The sequence below is a fragment of the Pseudoduganella sp. HUAS MS19 genome (genome assembly GCF_053615455.1).
This window is the reverse complement of record NZ_CM132133.1, coordinates 3,253,658-3,270,383: the sequence shown is the minus strand read 5'-3', so window position 1 is coordinate 3,270,383 and position 16,726 is coordinate 3,253,658. Positions and strand designations below refer to the sequence as shown.

The window sequence follows — 16,726 nt, the reverse complement described above, 5'->3', positions numbered from 1 at the left end:
AAAATAAGGCGGGGTGGAAAAATCGGCACTAATCGAGAAACACATTAGCCAGGATAAAAACTGCCAAGGCCGTTCCGTATGTTACCAAGTAGATATTTCTTGCTTGTGCGATGTTTTCGTCAATAGGATACATTTCGTAATATGGAACTTGGCCGGCCAATAGGGCGCTGAGGGATATGTCTCCTACTCTTCTGACACGATAGCAACCCAGTGGGATGATCGGAAAGTACAGTATGCAGAAGAATTTTGTTGCCGTGTACCAGCCATCGGAATCTTTATCACGTTTGCCGTAAAGATTGGTTCCCAGACCATTGAATGTGAACATGAATTAATCAAGTGCGGAGCAAAGGGCAGGCTTGTTGAAAATATTAAATCAGCAATATAGCATACTTAGTCCGGTCTGAATAAATCAGGATCAACCGCTAGCTGGCGGCACCCACCGCATCAATGTGAGCGTGCCTTAGACGACCAACCAGGCCAGCGCCAGCGATATCGCAAGGCAGATGACAATCGCTCTTGAGCGCAACAAGCGCAGAAATATGTGAATTAATCAGTATTGCGTTCGTCGAACTCTCTGCGAAGATCGCGGATGACTCCCTTGCGCTTTAATCGGTAATGCAAAATCGTCACGATCACCAGCAATACCGCGAGTACTTCGGTTACGAGGGCCACCCATTCGCGCCAACCGCTCGGACTTCCTAAGCGCAATACCGCGACCAAGGCGCCAATGCCAAAGACTGCCTTAATTGAAAAGCGAATTACATCGCTTCGCTCTTCCTTCATTCGTTCTCGAAGTTTTTGTTTGAACTCAGTCGATTCAGTTGGTGTATCAGACATGGGGAGTATTTCGTTACAAAGAAACAACATCCTAACAGAAGACCATTTACGCGCTGTGCATAGCGTGTCGAACAATGCTGCTCAAGAAAATGGCCGCTGCATTCAGCATATCTGCGTGGCCTTAAATATCGCTATGCCGAGCTAACACGAGCGGACCCACCCGCTCTAAATCGCTTTTCCGGACCTTTTCCGGTCGCGAAAACAACAAGGGCCCACGTTTTACCGTAAGCCCTTGTTTTTTAATTCTAAATTCTGGTGGGAAGTGCAAGTTTCGAACTTGCGACCCCTGCAGTGTGAACGCCCAAATGAGAGTCTGTGCGAGCTGTCTTGAGACCCCTCTCATAGGAGAAGCGCGCATCTCGTGTCTCCCAACCGATCCCAGAAATTCCGACCGTACTCCGTACCGACTCCGTACTCGCCTCCCAAACATTCTTTTGCGCCAGCCCGAAGTACCTGATTGGCCGTCATTTCGAATAGTGCTATTTTAAGGCTTTGCCCACAGGATTCCCCTCGCGGCCCACCACTGATTACCGACCGACAAGGCGCCCAGTCAAAATGCATCCGCCCCCAGAGGGTCAGAAGTCAGCGGATCACCCGACATGAACTTGCCGATCAACGGATCGTAAACGGACGTCCACCCGGCGCGTGGCGCTGCATCGCATTATCAGCCAAGTCGAGACGGGCGAGCACCGGCCTCATTGAGCGTGCGGACATCTGCGGTAGAACTGCTTGCGCCGTGCGAAGGATACCGAAAAGGTTCGTATCGAACAGCACGCTCGCTTCCGTGGTCGAAGTCTATTCTACCGCGCCGACGATGGTCGCCCCAGCGTTATTGACGAGGACATCGATGCGCCCGGCGCGTGCGACGATCTGCTGAAACGCCTCCTTAACGGACGTGTCGCTGCGAACATCCATCTCCACCAGCTCGACGCCAGCCAACGGGCTCGTGCCGGCGATCGCCCGTACAGCTCCAAACACGCGGCAACCGCGCTTGGAAAATTTCTCTGCTGTGGCGCGCCCAATACCCGACGACACTCCAGTAACAACAATTATGGCTTCTGACATTTCCATTTCGTTTTCAATTAATGATGGCCGAGCCGTCCCGAGATTAGAGCTACATTGCCCTGCTTATCAATTTCGTCTTCCGCCCTGCTATCGCCGCCAGGTTGGATTTTGAACCAGATCGCATACATCGCCGGCAGGAAGAGCAGCGTAAGAATGGTTCCCGCAAAGGTTCCGCCGATCAGCGTGTAAGCGAGCGTGCCCCAAAACACCGAATGGGTCAGCGGGATGAAAGCCAAGATCGCCGCCAGCGCCGTCAAGATCACCGGCCTGGCACGCTGCACCGTTGCCTCCACAACGGCCTGGAATGGATCCAGTCCAGCTCGCGTGTTGTCATGAATCTGCCCGATCAGGATCAGCGTGTTGCGCATCAGGATGCCTGACAGCGCAATTAAGCCCACCAGTGCGTTGATGCCAAACGGCTGCCCGAAAAGGATCAGCATCGGCACCACCCCGATCACCCCCAGGGGACTCGTCAGGAACACCATCACCATCGCGGAAATCGAGCGCACCTGGAAGATGATGATCAGCAGCGTAATCGCCAGCATGATCGGGAACAGAGGCAGCATGGCGGTAGTCGCCTTGCCCGATTCCTCAATGGACCCAGCTTGCTCGATGCGGTAACCACTCGGCAGCTTGTCAATCAGCGGCTGTAACTGGCGGCTGATAGCTGCAGATACGTCCGGCGGCTGCAGGCCCTCGGCGATATCGCCGCGCACCGTGATCGTAGGCAGACGGTCACGCCTGCGCATCACCGGTTCCTCCGCGCGCACTTCGACCTTCCCGATCTGGGATAATGGAATGCGCTGACCATTCGCGCCAGTCAGCGTGAAATCAGCAATCCTGGCGGGGTCGAGGCGAGTCTCGCCAGCCGAGCGGGCTACCACTTGCACCGTGCGGATATCCTCGCGCACTGCGGTAATCGGCACGCCGCTCAAGAAGAACTGCAATTGCTGCGCCACCGCGCTTGAAGTCAGTCCCATGGCTTGCAGCCGGTCCTGCTGCAGGGTGAAATGCAGGGATGGCGTGCGAGTTCCCCAATCGGTATTCGCCGTCCGCATCATTGCACTCGCGCCCATCACCTGCTGCACCTCGGCAGCGATATGGCGCAGCTTTTCCGGGTCAGCGCCAGAGACGCGATAGGCAACCGGGAATGGAGAGTACGGTCCGAACACAAGCTGGGTGACGCGAACCCGTGCTTCGGGAGCCAGGCCGTCGGCAATTGCCTGGCGCAGCCGCTGTTTCAATTCCTCCCGCTGCACCTGGCTATCGGTGCGCACCACGATCTTGGCAAACGAGGGATCAGGCAATTCCGGGCCCATCGCCAGGTAGAAGCGCGGCGCACCCTGGCCGATGTAGGCCGTAACGATTTTTGCCTCATCCTGCTTGGCAAGCCAGGCTTCCACCTTTGCAGCGGCGGCACTGGTTGCGGTAATCGACGTGCCATAAGGCATCTGCACTTCGACCAGGACTTCGGGGCGATCCGAGATCGGGAAGAACTGCTTCTTCACCACGGCCATCCCGAGTACGGCCACAACGAACAAACCTACCACCGCACCCGCTACCAGCCACTTGCGCGCGATCACGCGGCTCAGGAGCTGGCGGAAGCGGTTGTAACGAGGGGTGTCGTAAAGTGCTCCGTGACCGCCTGCGACTTTCTCAAAATCGGGCAGCAGCTTGACGCCAAGGTAAGGTGTAAACACCACAGCCACCACCCATGAGGCAATCAGAGCGATGCCGACAATCCAGAACATATTGCTGGTGTATTCGCCCGCGGTAGAACGGGCAAATCCATTTGGCATGAAGCCTACCGCGGTCACCAGCGTGCCGGCCAGCATTGGCGCCGCAGTATGGCTCCAGGCGTAGGCCGAGGCGGCGACACGGCTAAAGCCCTCCTCCATCTTCACCACCATCATCTCGATGGCGATGATGGCGTCGTCCACCAGCAAGCCCAGGCCGAGAATGAGCGAGCCCAGCGTAATTCGATCGAAATTCTTGCCGGTTGCTGCCATCACCAGGAACACCGTCGCCAGTGTCAACGGCACGGCCGCGGCAACCACGATCCCGACCCGCCACCCCATGCTGACGAAGCACACCACCATCACCACCAGCAGCGCGGCGAAGAACTTGATCATGAATTCATCGACGGCCGAACCGATATTCACGGCTTGGTCGGTGATCTTGCTCACCCCCATGCCGAGCGGCAGTTCAGCATTGATCGCACTCACTTCCTTGTCGAGCGCCTTGCCAAGGTCAAGGCCATTCCAGCCTTCACGCATGACAATGCCGAGCAGCAGCGCCGGCTCGCCGCCGTTGCGGATCATAAATGTTGCCGGGTCTTCGTAACCGCGCTTGACCGTGGCGATGTCGGATAACTTCAAGGTGCGGCCCTGTGCCACAACAGGCGTTTCGCGAATCTTCTGCAACTGGTCGAAGGCACCATCCAGGCGCACCAGCACTTGGGGGCCCCTGGTTTCCACCGAACCGGCCGGGGTCAGTGCATTCTGGCTTTGCAGCGCCGCGAATACATCCTGCGGACTGACGCCAAGCGTTGCCAGTCGCTCATGCGAGAACTCAAGGTAAATGCGCTCCGCCTGCTCGCCTATGATGTTGACTTTTTTCACGCCGGGAACGCGCAGCAGGCGCTGGCGTAGCGTCTCCGCGTCGCGCACCAGCGTGCGTTGCGGTTCGCCCTTCGCTTTGAGGGCGAACAGCGCAAAAGTAACGTCCGCGTATTCGTCGTTGACCAGTGGACCGATGACGCCGGGCGGCAGGCTGCTTATCTCATCGCTGACTTTTTTGCGCGCCTGATAGAAATCGCCCTGCACCTCAGAAGGCGGCGTGCTGTCGAGCAGGGTCAAGGTAGTAAAGGCCAGTCCTGGACGGGTATAGGTTTCGCTTCGGTCGTACCAGCGCAATTCCTGCAAGCGCTTCTCGATCTTTTCTGCGACCTGGTCTTGCATTTCCTGCGCTGTGGCGCCGGGCCAGGCAGTGACGATGGTCATCACCTTGACAGTGAACGCAGGATCTTCCGCGCGTCCCAACTTGAAGAAAGCAATAATGCCGGCCAGGGAGATCAGGCAAATCAGGAACAGGGTGACGGAGCGCTCGCGTACCGCCAGCGCCGACAGGTTGAAGCGCCCTTCACTCATGGTCGCCCCGCAACGGTTGCAGCAACAGCCTGGCCAGCTACACGTACCTGGTCGCCTTCATGCAGCAGGTGTGCACCGAGGGCGACGATGCGATCGCCCTGTTTAAGACTGCCGGCAATCCGCGCGCTATCGTCATCCATGCCCCGCACGGCGACCGGCCGCCAAGAGACCTTGGCCGGCTCCCCTGCGAGCACCCAGACACCCGGCCCCTTTCCTGCATCAAACAGCGCGCCAATCGGCACGCGCAGGCCGCCCGACGCCTGCGCGTTCGCTAGCGGAACCTGGATGGTGACAGTGGCGCCAAGTGGCGCATTCGAAAGCTCGCCTTCGAGCACAAAACGGGCCTCATACGTGCGCGTCAGCCGGTCAGCGGCATCGGAAAGCTGGCGCAACCGGGCCGGCACCGACAGTTCTTCCTTGCCAAACAGCCTGGCTTGCGCGGTGGTGCCTACGGTCGGGCGCAGTGTTTCCGGCAACTGGATGACGGCTTCGCGCCGGCCGGCGTGCGCTACGCGCACTACGATCTGCCCTGCATTGACGACCTGGCCCGGCTCTGCCAGCGTTTCGACAACCACACCATCCGCATCTGCCACCAGTTCCGCATAACGGCTCGCGTTGCGTGCCACTTCCGCCTGCGATTCAGCCGCGCTGAGCTGCGCCTTGGCCGCATCTGCTGCAGCCTTGGACTGGTCGTAGGCCGATGCCGAGATGGCGCCGGTACCGCGCAAGCCGCGGTAGCGCGCTTCATCGTCGGCTGTTTGCTGAGCACGCGCCCGTGCGGCAGCAACGACTTCCTGCTGGGCGTTCACCGCGAGCTTCAGGTCGGCGGGATCGATACGCATCAGCGCCTGGCCACGCTTGACGGCTTGACCTGTATCCACCAGCCGCTCCAACACCTTGCCGGCGACACGAAAACCCAGGTCGCTTTGCACGCGGGCAGCGACCGTACCAGTGAATGAGCGTGCGTCTGCGGCATCGCCCTCGACCTCGACCGCCCGCACCAATGGAGCCGCAGTACGGGGATCGGACGGCAGTTTCTCGCCGCAAGCGGCTAACGCAAGGGGCAGGACGGCAATAACAGACGAAAAAGCGAGGTTGCGGCGGCGCATAGGAATCCCGAAAAGCAAACAGACAGGATTCCATTTTGCGACCAGTGACCATTTAAGTCAATGGTCACCGCCGTGTTTTTTTGCCGGACGTGCTCGTTTAAGGCGACAAACTCCGGAGCACCAGGCTCGACAATTGAAGCGGAGCCTCGTGCGCGGAGTCGAGGCCGTACTGCAACAGGACCGGGTTCAGGTACGGGCGCATCACCAGGTAAATCGAGTTCACGGCCTCGTCGAGTGGCGTCTTTCGCTCGAAATCTTCCGTCTCGCGGCCTTGCCGCAAGATGTCCTGCAAGATGGCCTGGATACGCCGCTCATACATGTTGGTGGCTTCCCAGTTTCCCGTGGCCGCCGCTGCTGCGATATCGTAAAGTTTGCGATTTTCGAAGAACAAACGGAGGCTCGATTCGACAATCGCCTTGAACATACGGCGTAGTTTCTCGGGCGGCTTCTCGACCGCGTCGATAGCTGCCCTGACATCCGACTCGATTTCAGCCAGGCAGTTCGCACAAATCTGCTCGCCAATCGCCTGCTTGGAATCAAAGAATTTGTAGATATACGCCTTGGAAAAGCCGATCGACTTAGCCAAGTCGGAAACGGTGGTCTTTTCATAGCCATACAAACGGAAATGCTCACTCGCCGCGGCGACGATCTGGTCGCGCACCTCATGGTCGACCGGTCCGCGGGTTGGGCTGGGGGTAACGGTTGCTGTATTCATGACCGACAGCTTACCGCCTGGCTCCAGTTCGCACAACTAGTGACCATTTCGTGATACAGTCACAGTAAAATCCACCTCTCTCGAAAGACAGCCATGGTAAAAACCAGCCTTCTCATTTCAGTAATAGCCAGCCTGACAGCCGGTTGCGCGGTCGGCCCCGACTATGTTCGTCCCGAGACTCCCCTCCCCGGCCAGTTTCTCCGCCAGGAAGCCATCGAACCGCGAGGCACCCGTGATACAGCGCCACCCGTCGCTTGGTGGGAAGGCTTTGACGACCCGCAACTGAATCGCCTGATTACGCTCGCACTGCAGCGGAACCTTGACATCGCCCAGGCCGCGGCCCGCATCACCCAAGTCAGGGCCGGACTGACTTCAACCAATGCGGCACTGCTGCCGTCGGCCAGCATCGGCGCCCAGGGCGCGCGTGCCCACCAGTCGCTGGAAACACCTTTGGGGCAAGTTTTGAGTTCGACGCCAGGCTATGACCGAAATGGCAACGCCTATGAAGTCAATCTCGCAGCGTCATGGGAATTGGATTTGTTTGGCGGCTTGCAGCGCGACCGAGAGGCAGCACTTGCCGAATATCAGGCTTCCGAAGCTGGCGCAGCGGCCGTGCGATTGGCTGTGGCGGCTCAGACTGCCGACCTTTACATGACCATCCGTGGCCTGCAAATTCGCCTCGACGTCGCAGGCAGGCAAATACAGACCCAGCAAGAACTGTTGGCCAAGATCAAGCAGCTTTACGACCAGGGCCTGGCAGCCGAGCTACAAGTGCGGCAAACCGAAGGCGCCCTGGCGCAGGTACGGGCAACGGTGCCTGTGCTGCAGGCAGGATTGGATGCGGCCATGAATGCATTGGACGTGATGCTTGGCAGTGCTCCAGGAACGTACCGAAAGGATCTGGCGGAGGCACCAGCGGTGCTTCCGTCCATTCCCAAGGTCGCGTCCGTCGGATCGCCGCGTGATCTGCTCCGGCGCCGGCCCGACCTGATCGTTGCCGAACGCCGCCTTGCGGCATCGAATGCCCGCATTGGCGCGGCAACGGCTGAATACTATCCAAAGCTGTCGCTGAGCGGGCTGCTTGGCAGCACAACGGCCATTTCGGCCGGTAACCTTTTCTCCAGCAGTGCAAACCAAGCTGCGGGGGTGCTGGGCTTGCGCTGGCGACTGTTCGATTTTGCACGCATCAACGCGCAAATTGAAGTGGCCAAAGGCAGGGAGTCCGAAGCTCTGGCAGCCTACCGTCTATCAGCCCTGCATGCTATGGAAGACGTGGAGAATGCAATGTCCGCCCTGGTCAACCGCGAACAGCAAGTCAGCATCCTCAATGACGGCGTGAATTCGCTTGGACGGGCGCGCGCGGCCTCGTTTGCGGCATACCAGCAAGGAATCGTGAGCTTGGTCGAAGTGCTGCTAGCCGATGAAAATCTGCTGCATGCCGCCGACGCGCAAGCACAAGCTCAAACCGAATCCGCCCGTGCCGCCGTCGCGGCGTTCAAGGCGCTCGGCGGATGAGCACCCGAAACTCGACTATGTCAGTGCCCAAAGCCGATTTTCAGGACAATCAGCTCAGTCAGTGCGCGTGCGTTCATCTATGCGCCAATCTTGTGCTGGGCTCTCTGGTGCCGTGATGCTGGATTTTGTCAGCACGTCCAGCAATCTCGCCGATTGGCCCGCGTCACTCTGCGGCAATCCGTCCGCCGTCAGGATAAGGGATACTGGGCCGGTAAACTGGATTGTCCTTCATCCGTTGTTGGACCTGCATCATCAACGATATTCCGTCTATTGGCACCTGCGCAAACAGCAAGAAGGCTACCCCTTTAAGAGCGGCTTCACCAGTTGCACAACTACCTTGCCTTTCGCCCTGCCTTGCTCAAGGTACGCGAGCCCGTCCTTTGCCTGGGCAAAGGGAAATACCCGATCAACCACCGGGTGCAGGCGCGATGCAGCAAGGTGCGCGCCGATTTTTGCCAATTGCTGTCCATCCGGATGCACGAAAAGAAAAGAATAGCTGGCCTCACGCTGCTTCGCCTTTCGAATGATTTTCCCGCTCAGCAGGCCGAACACGAGCTTCATCAGGACGTTCATTCCGCGTTGCTGAGCGAATGCCGCATCGGGCGGCCCGATCAACGAAACAATCTGGCTGCCGGGCCTGACGACCTGCAGCGACTTTTCCAGTTCGCCGCCGCGCAATGTGCCAAGCACGACGTCGTAGTCGCGCAGTTGCTCTTCGAATCGCTGCTTTTTATAGTCGATCACTTCATCCGCGCCGAGCTTGCGCACAAATTCAACGTTGGCGGCGCTTGTCGTCGTTGCGACCTTGGCTCCCAGTAGTTTCGCCAACTGGATGGCAAAGGTGCCGATACCACCAGCACCTGCCGGAATAAAGACCTTTTGGCCTGACTGAAGTTTGGTTCGTTCTACGAACGCCTGCCACGAAGTTAGCCCCACCATTGGAATTGACGCTGCCTGCACAAAGTCCAGGTTCTCTGGTTTCAGCGCCGCCGCGTGCTCCGGCACTGCGGCGTATTCGGCGAGCGCACCGACGCCGAGGTCAAAGGTGCTGGCAAATACCGCGTCACCGACTTTAAACCGGGTCACCCGGCTCCCGACTTCAACGACAACGCCGGCGAGGTCGCTGCCCATGGTCGCAGGCAATTGAAGTTTGACGATGGGTTTAAAGCTCCCGGTGGGAATCATGTTATCGATGGGATTAAGTCCGGCCGCGTACACCTGGACCAGGATCTCATCCGGTTTAATCGTGGGCTGCGGAAGGTCCGCGAATTCGACGTTCTTTGCGCCGCCGTAGCGCCTTAAAATCAATGCTTTCATCGGAGTCTCTCCTAGACCAGGCTTAAATCCTTGCGCAAGCCGGCATCAACCAGGCCCGCTGGCGCGAACGAGCGCAACAGGCGCAGGCGCTTTGCCAGGCCACCAGCCGTGTAGCGCAGCTTTGGTTTGCTTGCCAGCGCTGCTTTCAATACAGTTTCCGCAACCACAACCGGCCCTTCAGCGCCAGCCATCGCTTCCTGCACCCGGCGGGTCACGGTGTCCCGCACTTCGCTGTAAGCATCCAGCTTGGCATCAGGCTCCAGCAGGTTGGCATCGAATGGTGTCTTGGTGTACGCCGGTTCGATGACGATTGAGCGAATACCCCAGTTGCGCAATTCGTGGTCCAGCGATTCCGAGTAACCTTCGATGGCATGCTTGGTGGCCGCATACAAGGCGCCGTATGGCATCGGAAGGAAGCCCAGCACGGAACCGATGTGGACGATGCGCCCCTGCCCCCTGCTCCGCATATGCGGCAGCACGGCGCGCGTCATGCGAACCACGCCAAAGAAGTTCGTGTCGAAAATCGCTTGCGCCTGCTCGATCGAACTTTCTTCGGCACCCGCTGGAGCGACGCCGAATCCCGCATTATTGACGAGCAAATCGATACGCCCTTCGATGGAAATCACTGCCGCGACAGCGGTTTGCACCGAATCGTCGCTGGTCACATCGAGAGGCAGCATTTCGTATGCCCGTTTCTCCCCTTGGGCGCCGCGGCGGCTGGTGCCGTACACCGTGAAGCCAGCCTCTGACAGGCGCGTTGCCGTCGCCTCGCCAATGCCGGACGAAGCGCCGGTAACCAATGCAATCTTTTTCATAACGTCGGTATCCTCTCAAATCGAACAAGGCATATGATGCCCATCATATTCTGAAGCAAAAAAGGCGCGGCCTTAGCGCCCACATCACCCTGCTGCCGGTGAAAATTGCTTTAGAGCTGCTGCACAAAGTGCTTGCGACAACTTGGGGTCGTCGACCGCGCGAGCCACCATCGTTGTACCAATCAAACCGCATACCAGTGCCATTGCCTGCTCATGCGCCTGGGGCTGCCCCCAGTCCGGCAATTGACGCGCAAACAAGTCGATCATCTCCTTGATGTGGATGGTCGCCGCGCGCCGCACCTCCGGCGCTTGCCTTGGCATTTCCGAGCCTAGTGCCGAGACCGGACAACCGGTTTCAATGGCCGCGATGTGTTCCGGGGACAGGTATGCCTGCATCATTGCCTGCAATGCTTGCCCTGGTGGAGCTGTAGCCGCCACGCGTGCCGCCAGCGCCACCGATTCGGCACCAGCACGATCCCCCGCTTCAGCGAGCAGCGCATCGCGCGAATTGAAGTGTGCGTAGAAACCGCCGTGCGTCAGGCCAGCCTCCTTCATGATGTCAGCGACGCCAGTACCGCTATAGCCGGTGCGCCGAATCGCGCGCGCGGCGACTTCCACGATACGCTCGTGCGTTTCCTCTTTGCGATTTGGCAACTGCTGCTTGGTGGTTTTCTTTGGCATGATGACCATCATATACCAGTTTTCCGAAACGTGCACAAAGACTCGGCGGATACTGCAGATATAATGACTGGCTTGCAGCAAAACCTTTAGAAACGCGAATGAGCGATATCGAACTGCCTTTCCGGGCCACCGCCAATGAAGCCTGCGCCTGGCTGACGCAGCAGACCGAGTCTCCTTGGACCCTGGCCCGACTTCTCGAGAACGGGCTAACGCCTGTCATCTGGCTTGACTACGATGCGACATATCCCGAACTGTTCGGCGATGCCAATGGCGGTTATGCAGCGCCGATTTTCTTCCAGGACGATATTGCCCGCCTGGTGGCCGGTAGCGAAGATGTCCTGATCACGTTCACAAAAGATGCCTACAAACTGCCGGCGCGGTTACCTGCGCCGGGATTTCGTCGCTCGCTCGATGAATTGCGCTTTCTCAAAAAGGACCTGGAGCGGCTCGCCGGAAAACTCAAACACGAGGCGCGCCCAGCGCAGCAGCAAGCGCCAGCCCCGGGAGCCAGCGAGTCGCAGTTCGGGATCGGCAAGGCCGAGGTGTTGGCGGTGTTTTCCGGTTTCGTGCGCCTGGACCTGGCGCGCGAACTGGATGCGGCGGTGGGCATCTTCGGCGACGATGGCGCTCGCCTCAAAGCAAGCGCCCGAAAATCGAAACGCAACGCGGTGTGGAATCCTGTCACGCTCGCCCTGGGCCTGCACGACGTCTACCGTGTCCCGCTCGGCCCTTTAAAGCGCGCATTCAAATCGCACGACTTTCTCTACGCTTGGGAAAGCGATTGGGAAGAGTCCCTTCGTTTGCTCGGCAAATAAGCACCTGATCGCGAAATCGGCGCAACATTGCCGTCGTGCAACGCATCCTGCATCAGGCTTTCGGCAGCGGAATGGTGCTGAGTTGCATTGAAATCTGACTCACTTGGATCTCGACTAGGGAAGTAGTTCCGGTATTCGTCGCACAATGAACAGCAACCATTCTGCCCACTAGATGGGTTGCGCTGGCGCTGAGCCTATGACTCTCTGTCCAGTGAACCGCTCGAATACCTGCAACGCTAACCAGCCTGCCTCACCTAGATCCCCGATCGCGACCCAACGTATTCTGCCTTTCCGCCACAAGGAGCTTTCATGCTTCTTGCATACTGAGCTCAACAGCATTTTCTCTCAAAGGCGCAGATCTTTGATTTAATTGTTAAAACTCCCCGTCAATACACCAACGACACGAGTAGCCCCTGCAGTAGAAGTGCAGAGGTCTTCCAATTCAATGCCATTCCAGGGGCCAGCGCCTTGCCGGAATGCCCCTCACGCCCTGCTGTGCGGAAGACTTTTCCGTACTTTTTCCGTACCAAACAAAAACGGCCTGCGACAAAGTTCGCAAGCCGTTGATTTGATGATCATTTCAAGAGGTCAGAACAGGTTTTCCTTCCTGCGACCCCTGCACATTACAAACTCTTGAATTGATGCTGTAAGTGCTTGATTTTATGGGTATTTTGGTGGGAAGTGCAAGTTTCGAACTTGCGACCCCTGCAGTGTGAACGCTCAAATGAGAGTCTGTGCGAGCTGTCTTGAGACCCCTCTCATAGGAGAAGCACTCATCTCGCGTCTCCCAGCCGATCCCAGAAAATCCGACCGTACTCCGTACCGACTCCGTACTCGCCTCCCAAACATTCTTTTGCGTCCGCAAGAAATACCGGATTGGCCGTCGTTTCGAATAGTACTATTTTACGGCTTTGCGCTGTAGGTATGGCATTTCAACTGTCACAGATATCCTCGCCCCTTCCACCAGGTCGCTTCATGAGGTCGGACGTAGTAAGCTGAACGGGCTTCGAGAGCATTGCCCGGCGCCGCCTTGGCCGCCGCCTCGAGAGGATGGTGTTTGTCGTCGGAATAAGCATGGGTGGCCAGCAAGCTTGCCAGCAGCATAGGTACGAGCGTGCGCATGGACGTCTCCTGTCGCGTCGAATGAGCAGATAGTGCGCCGCGGGATCTCCCCCAACCATGATCCAGGTCAAATTTTGATCCATTGTGCCCAGGCCATCACCGCATTGCGTTATAGCATTAGCAGTCGCGCCTGGTATCGTGAATCGTCAACAAACAATGCCGTCGCCTCCTGCTGCATCACAGCAGGCGCTGCCACCGGCATGCTATCGTGCGCCCGCCCCTGGCAAGCATCGCTATGCTGATCTCTTGGGCATTCACTCCAGCCCGTCTGGCAGGGGTCGAATGACTCTCTAGGACTTGAAAATGGAAGAAAGCCACCCACGCGTGCTGCTTGTCGACGATAACAGGGATGCGGTGGACATGGTTTCACAGCTTCTCAACCACCATGCAATCGAGACGAGGGTCGCCTATGATGGCCAGTCGGCACTGGCCTTGCTCACTGCGTGGCAGGCTGACGTCGTGCTCGTGGACATCCAAATGCCCGGCCTGAATGGCTATGAAACGGCCAAAGCCATGCATGCGCTGCCCGGCTGCGCCGAACTGCCGATCATCGCCTGGACCGCATGGGACAGCAGCCACAACAATGCCGCATTGGTCGCCGCCAGAATAGTGCACTGTTTGGCAAAGCCGTTCGAGGTGCAGCAATTGCTCGACCTGGTCCACCGTTTCGGCGCCACGAGACCATCCGGACCGGGTATTTCCTAGGTCATCAGCGTCCCGACCAGCATCCATCGCGATAAGAATCAGGCCCAGTAAATAGCGCCCGTTGGCGACGAGTTCGATTGGCACGAGCGCGCAGCCACTCACTGCATATAATGAATGCAGGTGCGACCAGTTGCTTTAGCTGTGGGCCCGCTGGAGAAGCAGACCAGCCCGCACCGGCAAGGTTTTTTGTGCTGAACCATATCACCGGGATCAGCGTGCAGTCATTGGACGAAGGCAGGTATGCCGCATCCGACGCGTGAGCCAACGTCATCAATTTGAAGGGGCGCCATGCTACACGATTTCCTCCAGAACAATCGCAGCGAACTGATCGCGCGTTGCCGCGCCAAAGTGGCTTTGCGCGAACATTCCGCCACCCCGGAGCAGCTCCTGCACGGCGTACCGCTGTTCCTGGAACAGTTGGTCGCGACACTGCGTAGGGTACAAGCCGAGGCCACGCTCAGCCTCACGGATCCCTGCCTGCTTGCGCCCGACGGCAAACACGCAGCCATTGGGGCTTCGGCCATGCAGCATGGTAAGGATATGTTAGGCCTGGAGTTCCGCGTTGACGAGGTGGTGCACAATTACGGCGACCTGTGCCAAGCCATTACCGACCTCGCAGTGGAACGTGATACCCCGTTCTCCGTCGACGAGTTCCGCACACTGAATAGCTGTCTTGACGTCGCCATTGCGCACGCCGTCACTGCATTTAGCCAGCAACGCGAGACAATCCAGGCGGAGCGCCACGATGCCGAAGAAAACCAGCGCATGGGCTTCTTCGTCCATGAGCTGCGCAATCTTCTTGGCACAGCCAAGCTTGCTTTCGCCGCCTGTAATGCCGGCAACCTCCCCCTGAGTGGCGCAACCGGCAGCATTCTCGCGCGTAGTGTCGATGGCATGGAAGTGCTGATCAACGGCACCATCGCACTGGTACGAGACGAGCACCTGCACGGCGTGCAAACCTCCTTCTCGCTGGCCGATTTCATCGCGGAGGTCGATGCAACTGCGTCCTTGGCTGCAATCGCCAAGGATTGCCACTTGCGTGTCGCAGCGGTGAACCGGGATCTCGCGATCCGCGGAAACCGGCCGATGCTGCTTGCCGCGGTCATCAACCTGCTGCAGAACGCCTTCAAATATACCCATCCCCACACCGAAGTAACGTTGGCTTGCCGCGCCGATGGCGACAACATCCTGATCGAAGTGGCAGACCATTGTGGCGGCATTGGCGCGGACCTTGCGCAACGCATGTTCCAGCCATTTGAACAGGGCGACCGGGAAGGCAGTGGCTTGGGCTTAGGCTTGACGATCTCGAAGCAATTCGTGGAGGACAATGGCGGCCGCCTCAGTGTGCGCGATGTTCCAAACGTTGGCTGCGTATTCACCGTCACACTCCCCCGCCGCACCCTGTCGCAATAAATGCCTCCGCCAGGTGAACGGCGATAGACATGGTAGTCGCGGGCCATTGTTATAGGAAAGATCGTCGAGTCAGCCAAGACGCCGCCCGCGGAAAAGTCCACCTGCACTGGATCGCCAGGCCCTTTTTGGCTGCGCTTCGACACCGGCAGCGCCCCTGCACTCGCGCTGGAAGCCGGCGTGCCGCCATCTGTAACCGCCCTGCTGCTGGTTGCGGCCGGCGCGCCATAGAAGCAGGAGGGCAGCGACCCCGCATATCGCTGGCGCGCCGACGTCCCCGGGGCCACTGGCTGGTCGCGGGGGTCAGTAATTACTGCGGCCCACCTTCCCGTCTGCTGATCGCCAGCGGATTACAGCAGGCTCTGGGCCTGCATATCCGCTGGCATTGCGCGGCCCGGCTGGAGAACGGCCTCCACGTCCTGCGCATGACAATCGAGTTCCGCAACACCTGCGAGCGGCCCCTGCACGATCTGCAATTCCGGCTGTGCTTCAGCGACAGCCTGGCCGGCATCGACAGCGCGCCGCCGCAACGGCTCTTTGTCACCACCTTCCACCACGTCGATGGTGCAGCGCTCTATAGCGCCACCGCCCATGCAGACGGACCGGCGCGCTACGGCAGGCCATGCCGCCAGCGCCGTGTCGGCGCTGCTGTTGCCGGGGGAAGTGCGCCTATTTCGCAGGTCAGCTGGGCCAGAATGGCGGCGTAGGGCTGGACACCGCAGGCAGCGACCGCCCGGGGTGGGACTGACCCAATACCTGGGCTAATCGCAGTCAGCTGGACCAGGCGCCGCCGATAGCGCTGCCTGCATTACCGTGTCGCCGGGGCGCTGTTCCCGGCGCGCGGAAAAGCCTAGGCCCCTGCACTCCGGGGGCGTGGGCGCTTGAATGCCCCTGCACGCCGGCCGCAATATGCCTTCGCCGGTGACGCCGCCCCCCTTCGAGACGCATGCAGCAGCGACCCGCCAGCCGGTATTTTCAACCGTGCGCGCCCCTCGAAATACTCCACATGTCCTCCAATTGGAGTATAGAATACAGCGAGGAGGCTTCATGAAGATCGTTACAGCACCACAACGCATTCCCGACAGTGACAAGGTGACCGTCAATGTCGGCCTGGTCGACCTGGCGCAGCTCGACCTCCTGGTCAACCAAGGGTTCTATTCGAACCGAACCGACTTCGTACGCACGGCGATTCGCAACCAGCTGCAAGTACACGCGGACGCCATCCAGCAGGCCATGCTGCGCAAAAGCTATGTCCTCGGCCACTACCGATATTCCCGTAAGGAACTGGAACAGATAGTCACAAGCGGGAACAGGCTTGCCATCCAGGTGCTGGGGCTGGCTGTCATCGAAGAGGAGGTAGCCCCTGAGCTGGCCGACGCAGCCATCGCCAGCGTCGAAGTGCTTGGCGCATTTATCGCTAGTCCAGCTGTCCGCCAAGTGCTGGCAGACCGCATTCAGACCCGCTAGGGGA

14 protein-coding genes and 1 pseudogene are annotated in these 16,726 nt (G+C 58.9%); 6 read left to right on the top strand and 9 right to left on the bottom strand.

The features are described from left to right. Window positions 1–546: 546 nt before the first annotated feature. The 5 genes and pseudogenes from ACWBU6_RS14975 to ACWBU6_RS14955 all read right to left on the bottom strand — a co-directional run bounded on the left by ACWBU6_RS14975 (window position 547) and on the right by ACWBU6_RS14955 (window position 6,875). The gene (locus ACWBU6_RS14975) at window positions 547–837 is read right to left on the bottom strand and encodes a hypothetical protein (RefSeq protein ID WP_452644120.1); all 291 of its coding nucleotides are present in this window, start codon (window positions 835–837) and stop codon (window positions 547–549) included. A gap of 702 nt (window positions 838–1,539) precedes the next feature. Then, window positions 1,540–1,902, bottom strand: a pseudogene (locus tag ACWBU6_RS14970) (SDR family NAD(P)-dependent oxidoreductase); the annotation flags it as partial. Between the two features lie 17 nt (window positions 1,903–1,919). Next, the gene (locus tag ACWBU6_RS14965) at window positions 1,920–5,051 is read right to left on the bottom strand and encodes an efflux RND transporter permease subunit (RefSeq protein WP_452644118.1); all 3,132 of its coding nucleotides are present in this window, start codon (window positions 5,049–5,051) and stop codon (window positions 1,920–1,922) included. After that, window positions 5,048–6,160: an efflux RND transporter periplasmic adaptor subunit gene (locus ACWBU6_RS14960; RefSeq protein WP_452649569.1), complete on the bottom strand. Its 1,113-nt coding sequence runs from the start codon at window positions 6,158–6,160 to the stop codon at window positions 5,048–5,050. Before ACWBU6_RS14960 ends, ACWBU6_RS14965 begins: the two co-directional genes overlap by 4 nt. A gap of 97 nt (window positions 6,161–6,257) precedes the next feature. Then, window positions 6,258–6,875, bottom strand: a complete 618-nt coding sequence (locus ACWBU6_RS14955; protein ID WP_452644116.1) for a TetR/AcrR family transcriptional regulator — start codon at window positions 6,873–6,875, stop codon at window positions 6,258–6,260. Between the two features lie 93 nt (window positions 6,876–6,968). Here ACWBU6_RS14955 and ACWBU6_RS14950 point away from each other — a divergent pair, with 93 nt between their 5' ends. Continuing rightward, window positions 6,969–8,390, top strand: a complete 1,422-nt coding sequence (locus ACWBU6_RS14950; protein ID WP_452644115.1) for an efflux transporter outer membrane subunit — start codon at window positions 6,969–6,971, stop codon at window positions 8,388–8,390. 297 nt (window positions 8,391–8,687) lie between these two features. On the opposite strand, the gene ACWBU6_RS14945 is transcribed toward ACWBU6_RS14950, so the two are convergent. The 3 genes from ACWBU6_RS14945 to ACWBU6_RS14935 form a co-directional block, all read right to left on the bottom strand. After that, the gene (locus ACWBU6_RS14945; RefSeq protein WP_452644114.1) at window positions 8,688–9,707 is read right to left on the bottom strand and encodes an NADP-dependent oxidoreductase; all 1,020 of its coding nucleotides are present in this window, start codon (window positions 9,705–9,707) and stop codon (window positions 8,688–8,690) included. An 11-nt stretch (window positions 9,708–9,718) separates the two neighbouring features. After that, window positions 9,719–10,522 (bottom strand): oxidoreductase, encoded by an 804-nt coding sequence (locus ACWBU6_RS14940; RefSeq protein ID WP_452644112.1) that lies wholly within the window; start codon window positions 10,520–10,522, stop codon window positions 9,719–9,721. 84 nt (window positions 10,523–10,606) lie between these two features. Next, window positions 10,607–11,215, bottom strand: a complete 609-nt coding sequence (locus ACWBU6_RS14935) for a TetR/AcrR family transcriptional regulator (protein WP_452649568.1) — start codon at window positions 11,213–11,215, stop codon at window positions 10,607–10,609. Window positions 11,216–11,301: 86 nt separating this feature from the next. On the opposite strand from ACWBU6_RS14935, the gene ACWBU6_RS14930 reads away from it, so the two are divergent. Beyond that, the gene (locus tag ACWBU6_RS14930; protein WP_452644110.1) at window positions 11,302–12,018 is read left to right on the top strand and encodes a hypothetical protein; all 717 of its coding nucleotides are present in this window, start codon (window positions 11,302–11,304) and stop codon (window positions 12,016–12,018) included. 939 nt (window positions 12,019–12,957) lie between these two features. Here ACWBU6_RS14930 and ACWBU6_RS14925 read toward each other — a convergent pair. Next, the gene (locus ACWBU6_RS14925; protein WP_452644108.1) at window positions 12,958–13,140 is read right to left on the bottom strand and encodes a hypothetical protein; all 183 of its coding nucleotides are present in this window, start codon (window positions 13,138–13,140) and stop codon (window positions 12,958–12,960) included. A 303-nt stretch (window positions 13,141–13,443) separates the two neighbouring features. Here ACWBU6_RS14925 and ACWBU6_RS14920 point away from each other — a divergent pair, with 303 nt between their 5' ends. The 4 genes from ACWBU6_RS14920 (at window position 13,444) to ACWBU6_RS14905 (ending at window position 16,722) form a co-directional block, all read left to right on the top strand. Further along, complete coding sequence (locus ACWBU6_RS14920; protein WP_452644106.1) at window positions 13,444–13,845, top strand: response regulator; 402 nt, start codon at window positions 13,444–13,446, stop codon at window positions 13,843–13,845. A gap of 288 nt (window positions 13,846–14,133) precedes the next feature. Then, entirely contained in the window at window positions 14,134–15,258 is a 1,125-nt protein-coding gene (locus tag ACWBU6_RS14915; protein WP_452644104.1) for a sensor histidine kinase, read from the top strand. A 422-nt stretch (window positions 15,259–15,680) separates the two neighbouring features. After that, on the top strand, window positions 15,681–15,962 hold the full coding sequence (locus tag ACWBU6_RS14910) for a hypothetical protein (protein WP_452644102.1): 282 nt from the start codon (window positions 15,681–15,683) through the stop codon (window positions 15,960–15,962). 340 nt (window positions 15,963–16,302) lie between these two features. Beyond that, window positions 16,303–16,722: a CopG family transcriptional regulator gene (locus ACWBU6_RS14905; RefSeq protein ID WP_452644100.1), complete on the top strand. Its 420-nt coding sequence runs from the start codon at window positions 16,303–16,305 to the stop codon at window positions 16,720–16,722. The last annotated feature ends 4 nt before the right edge of the window (window positions 16,723–16,726 follow it).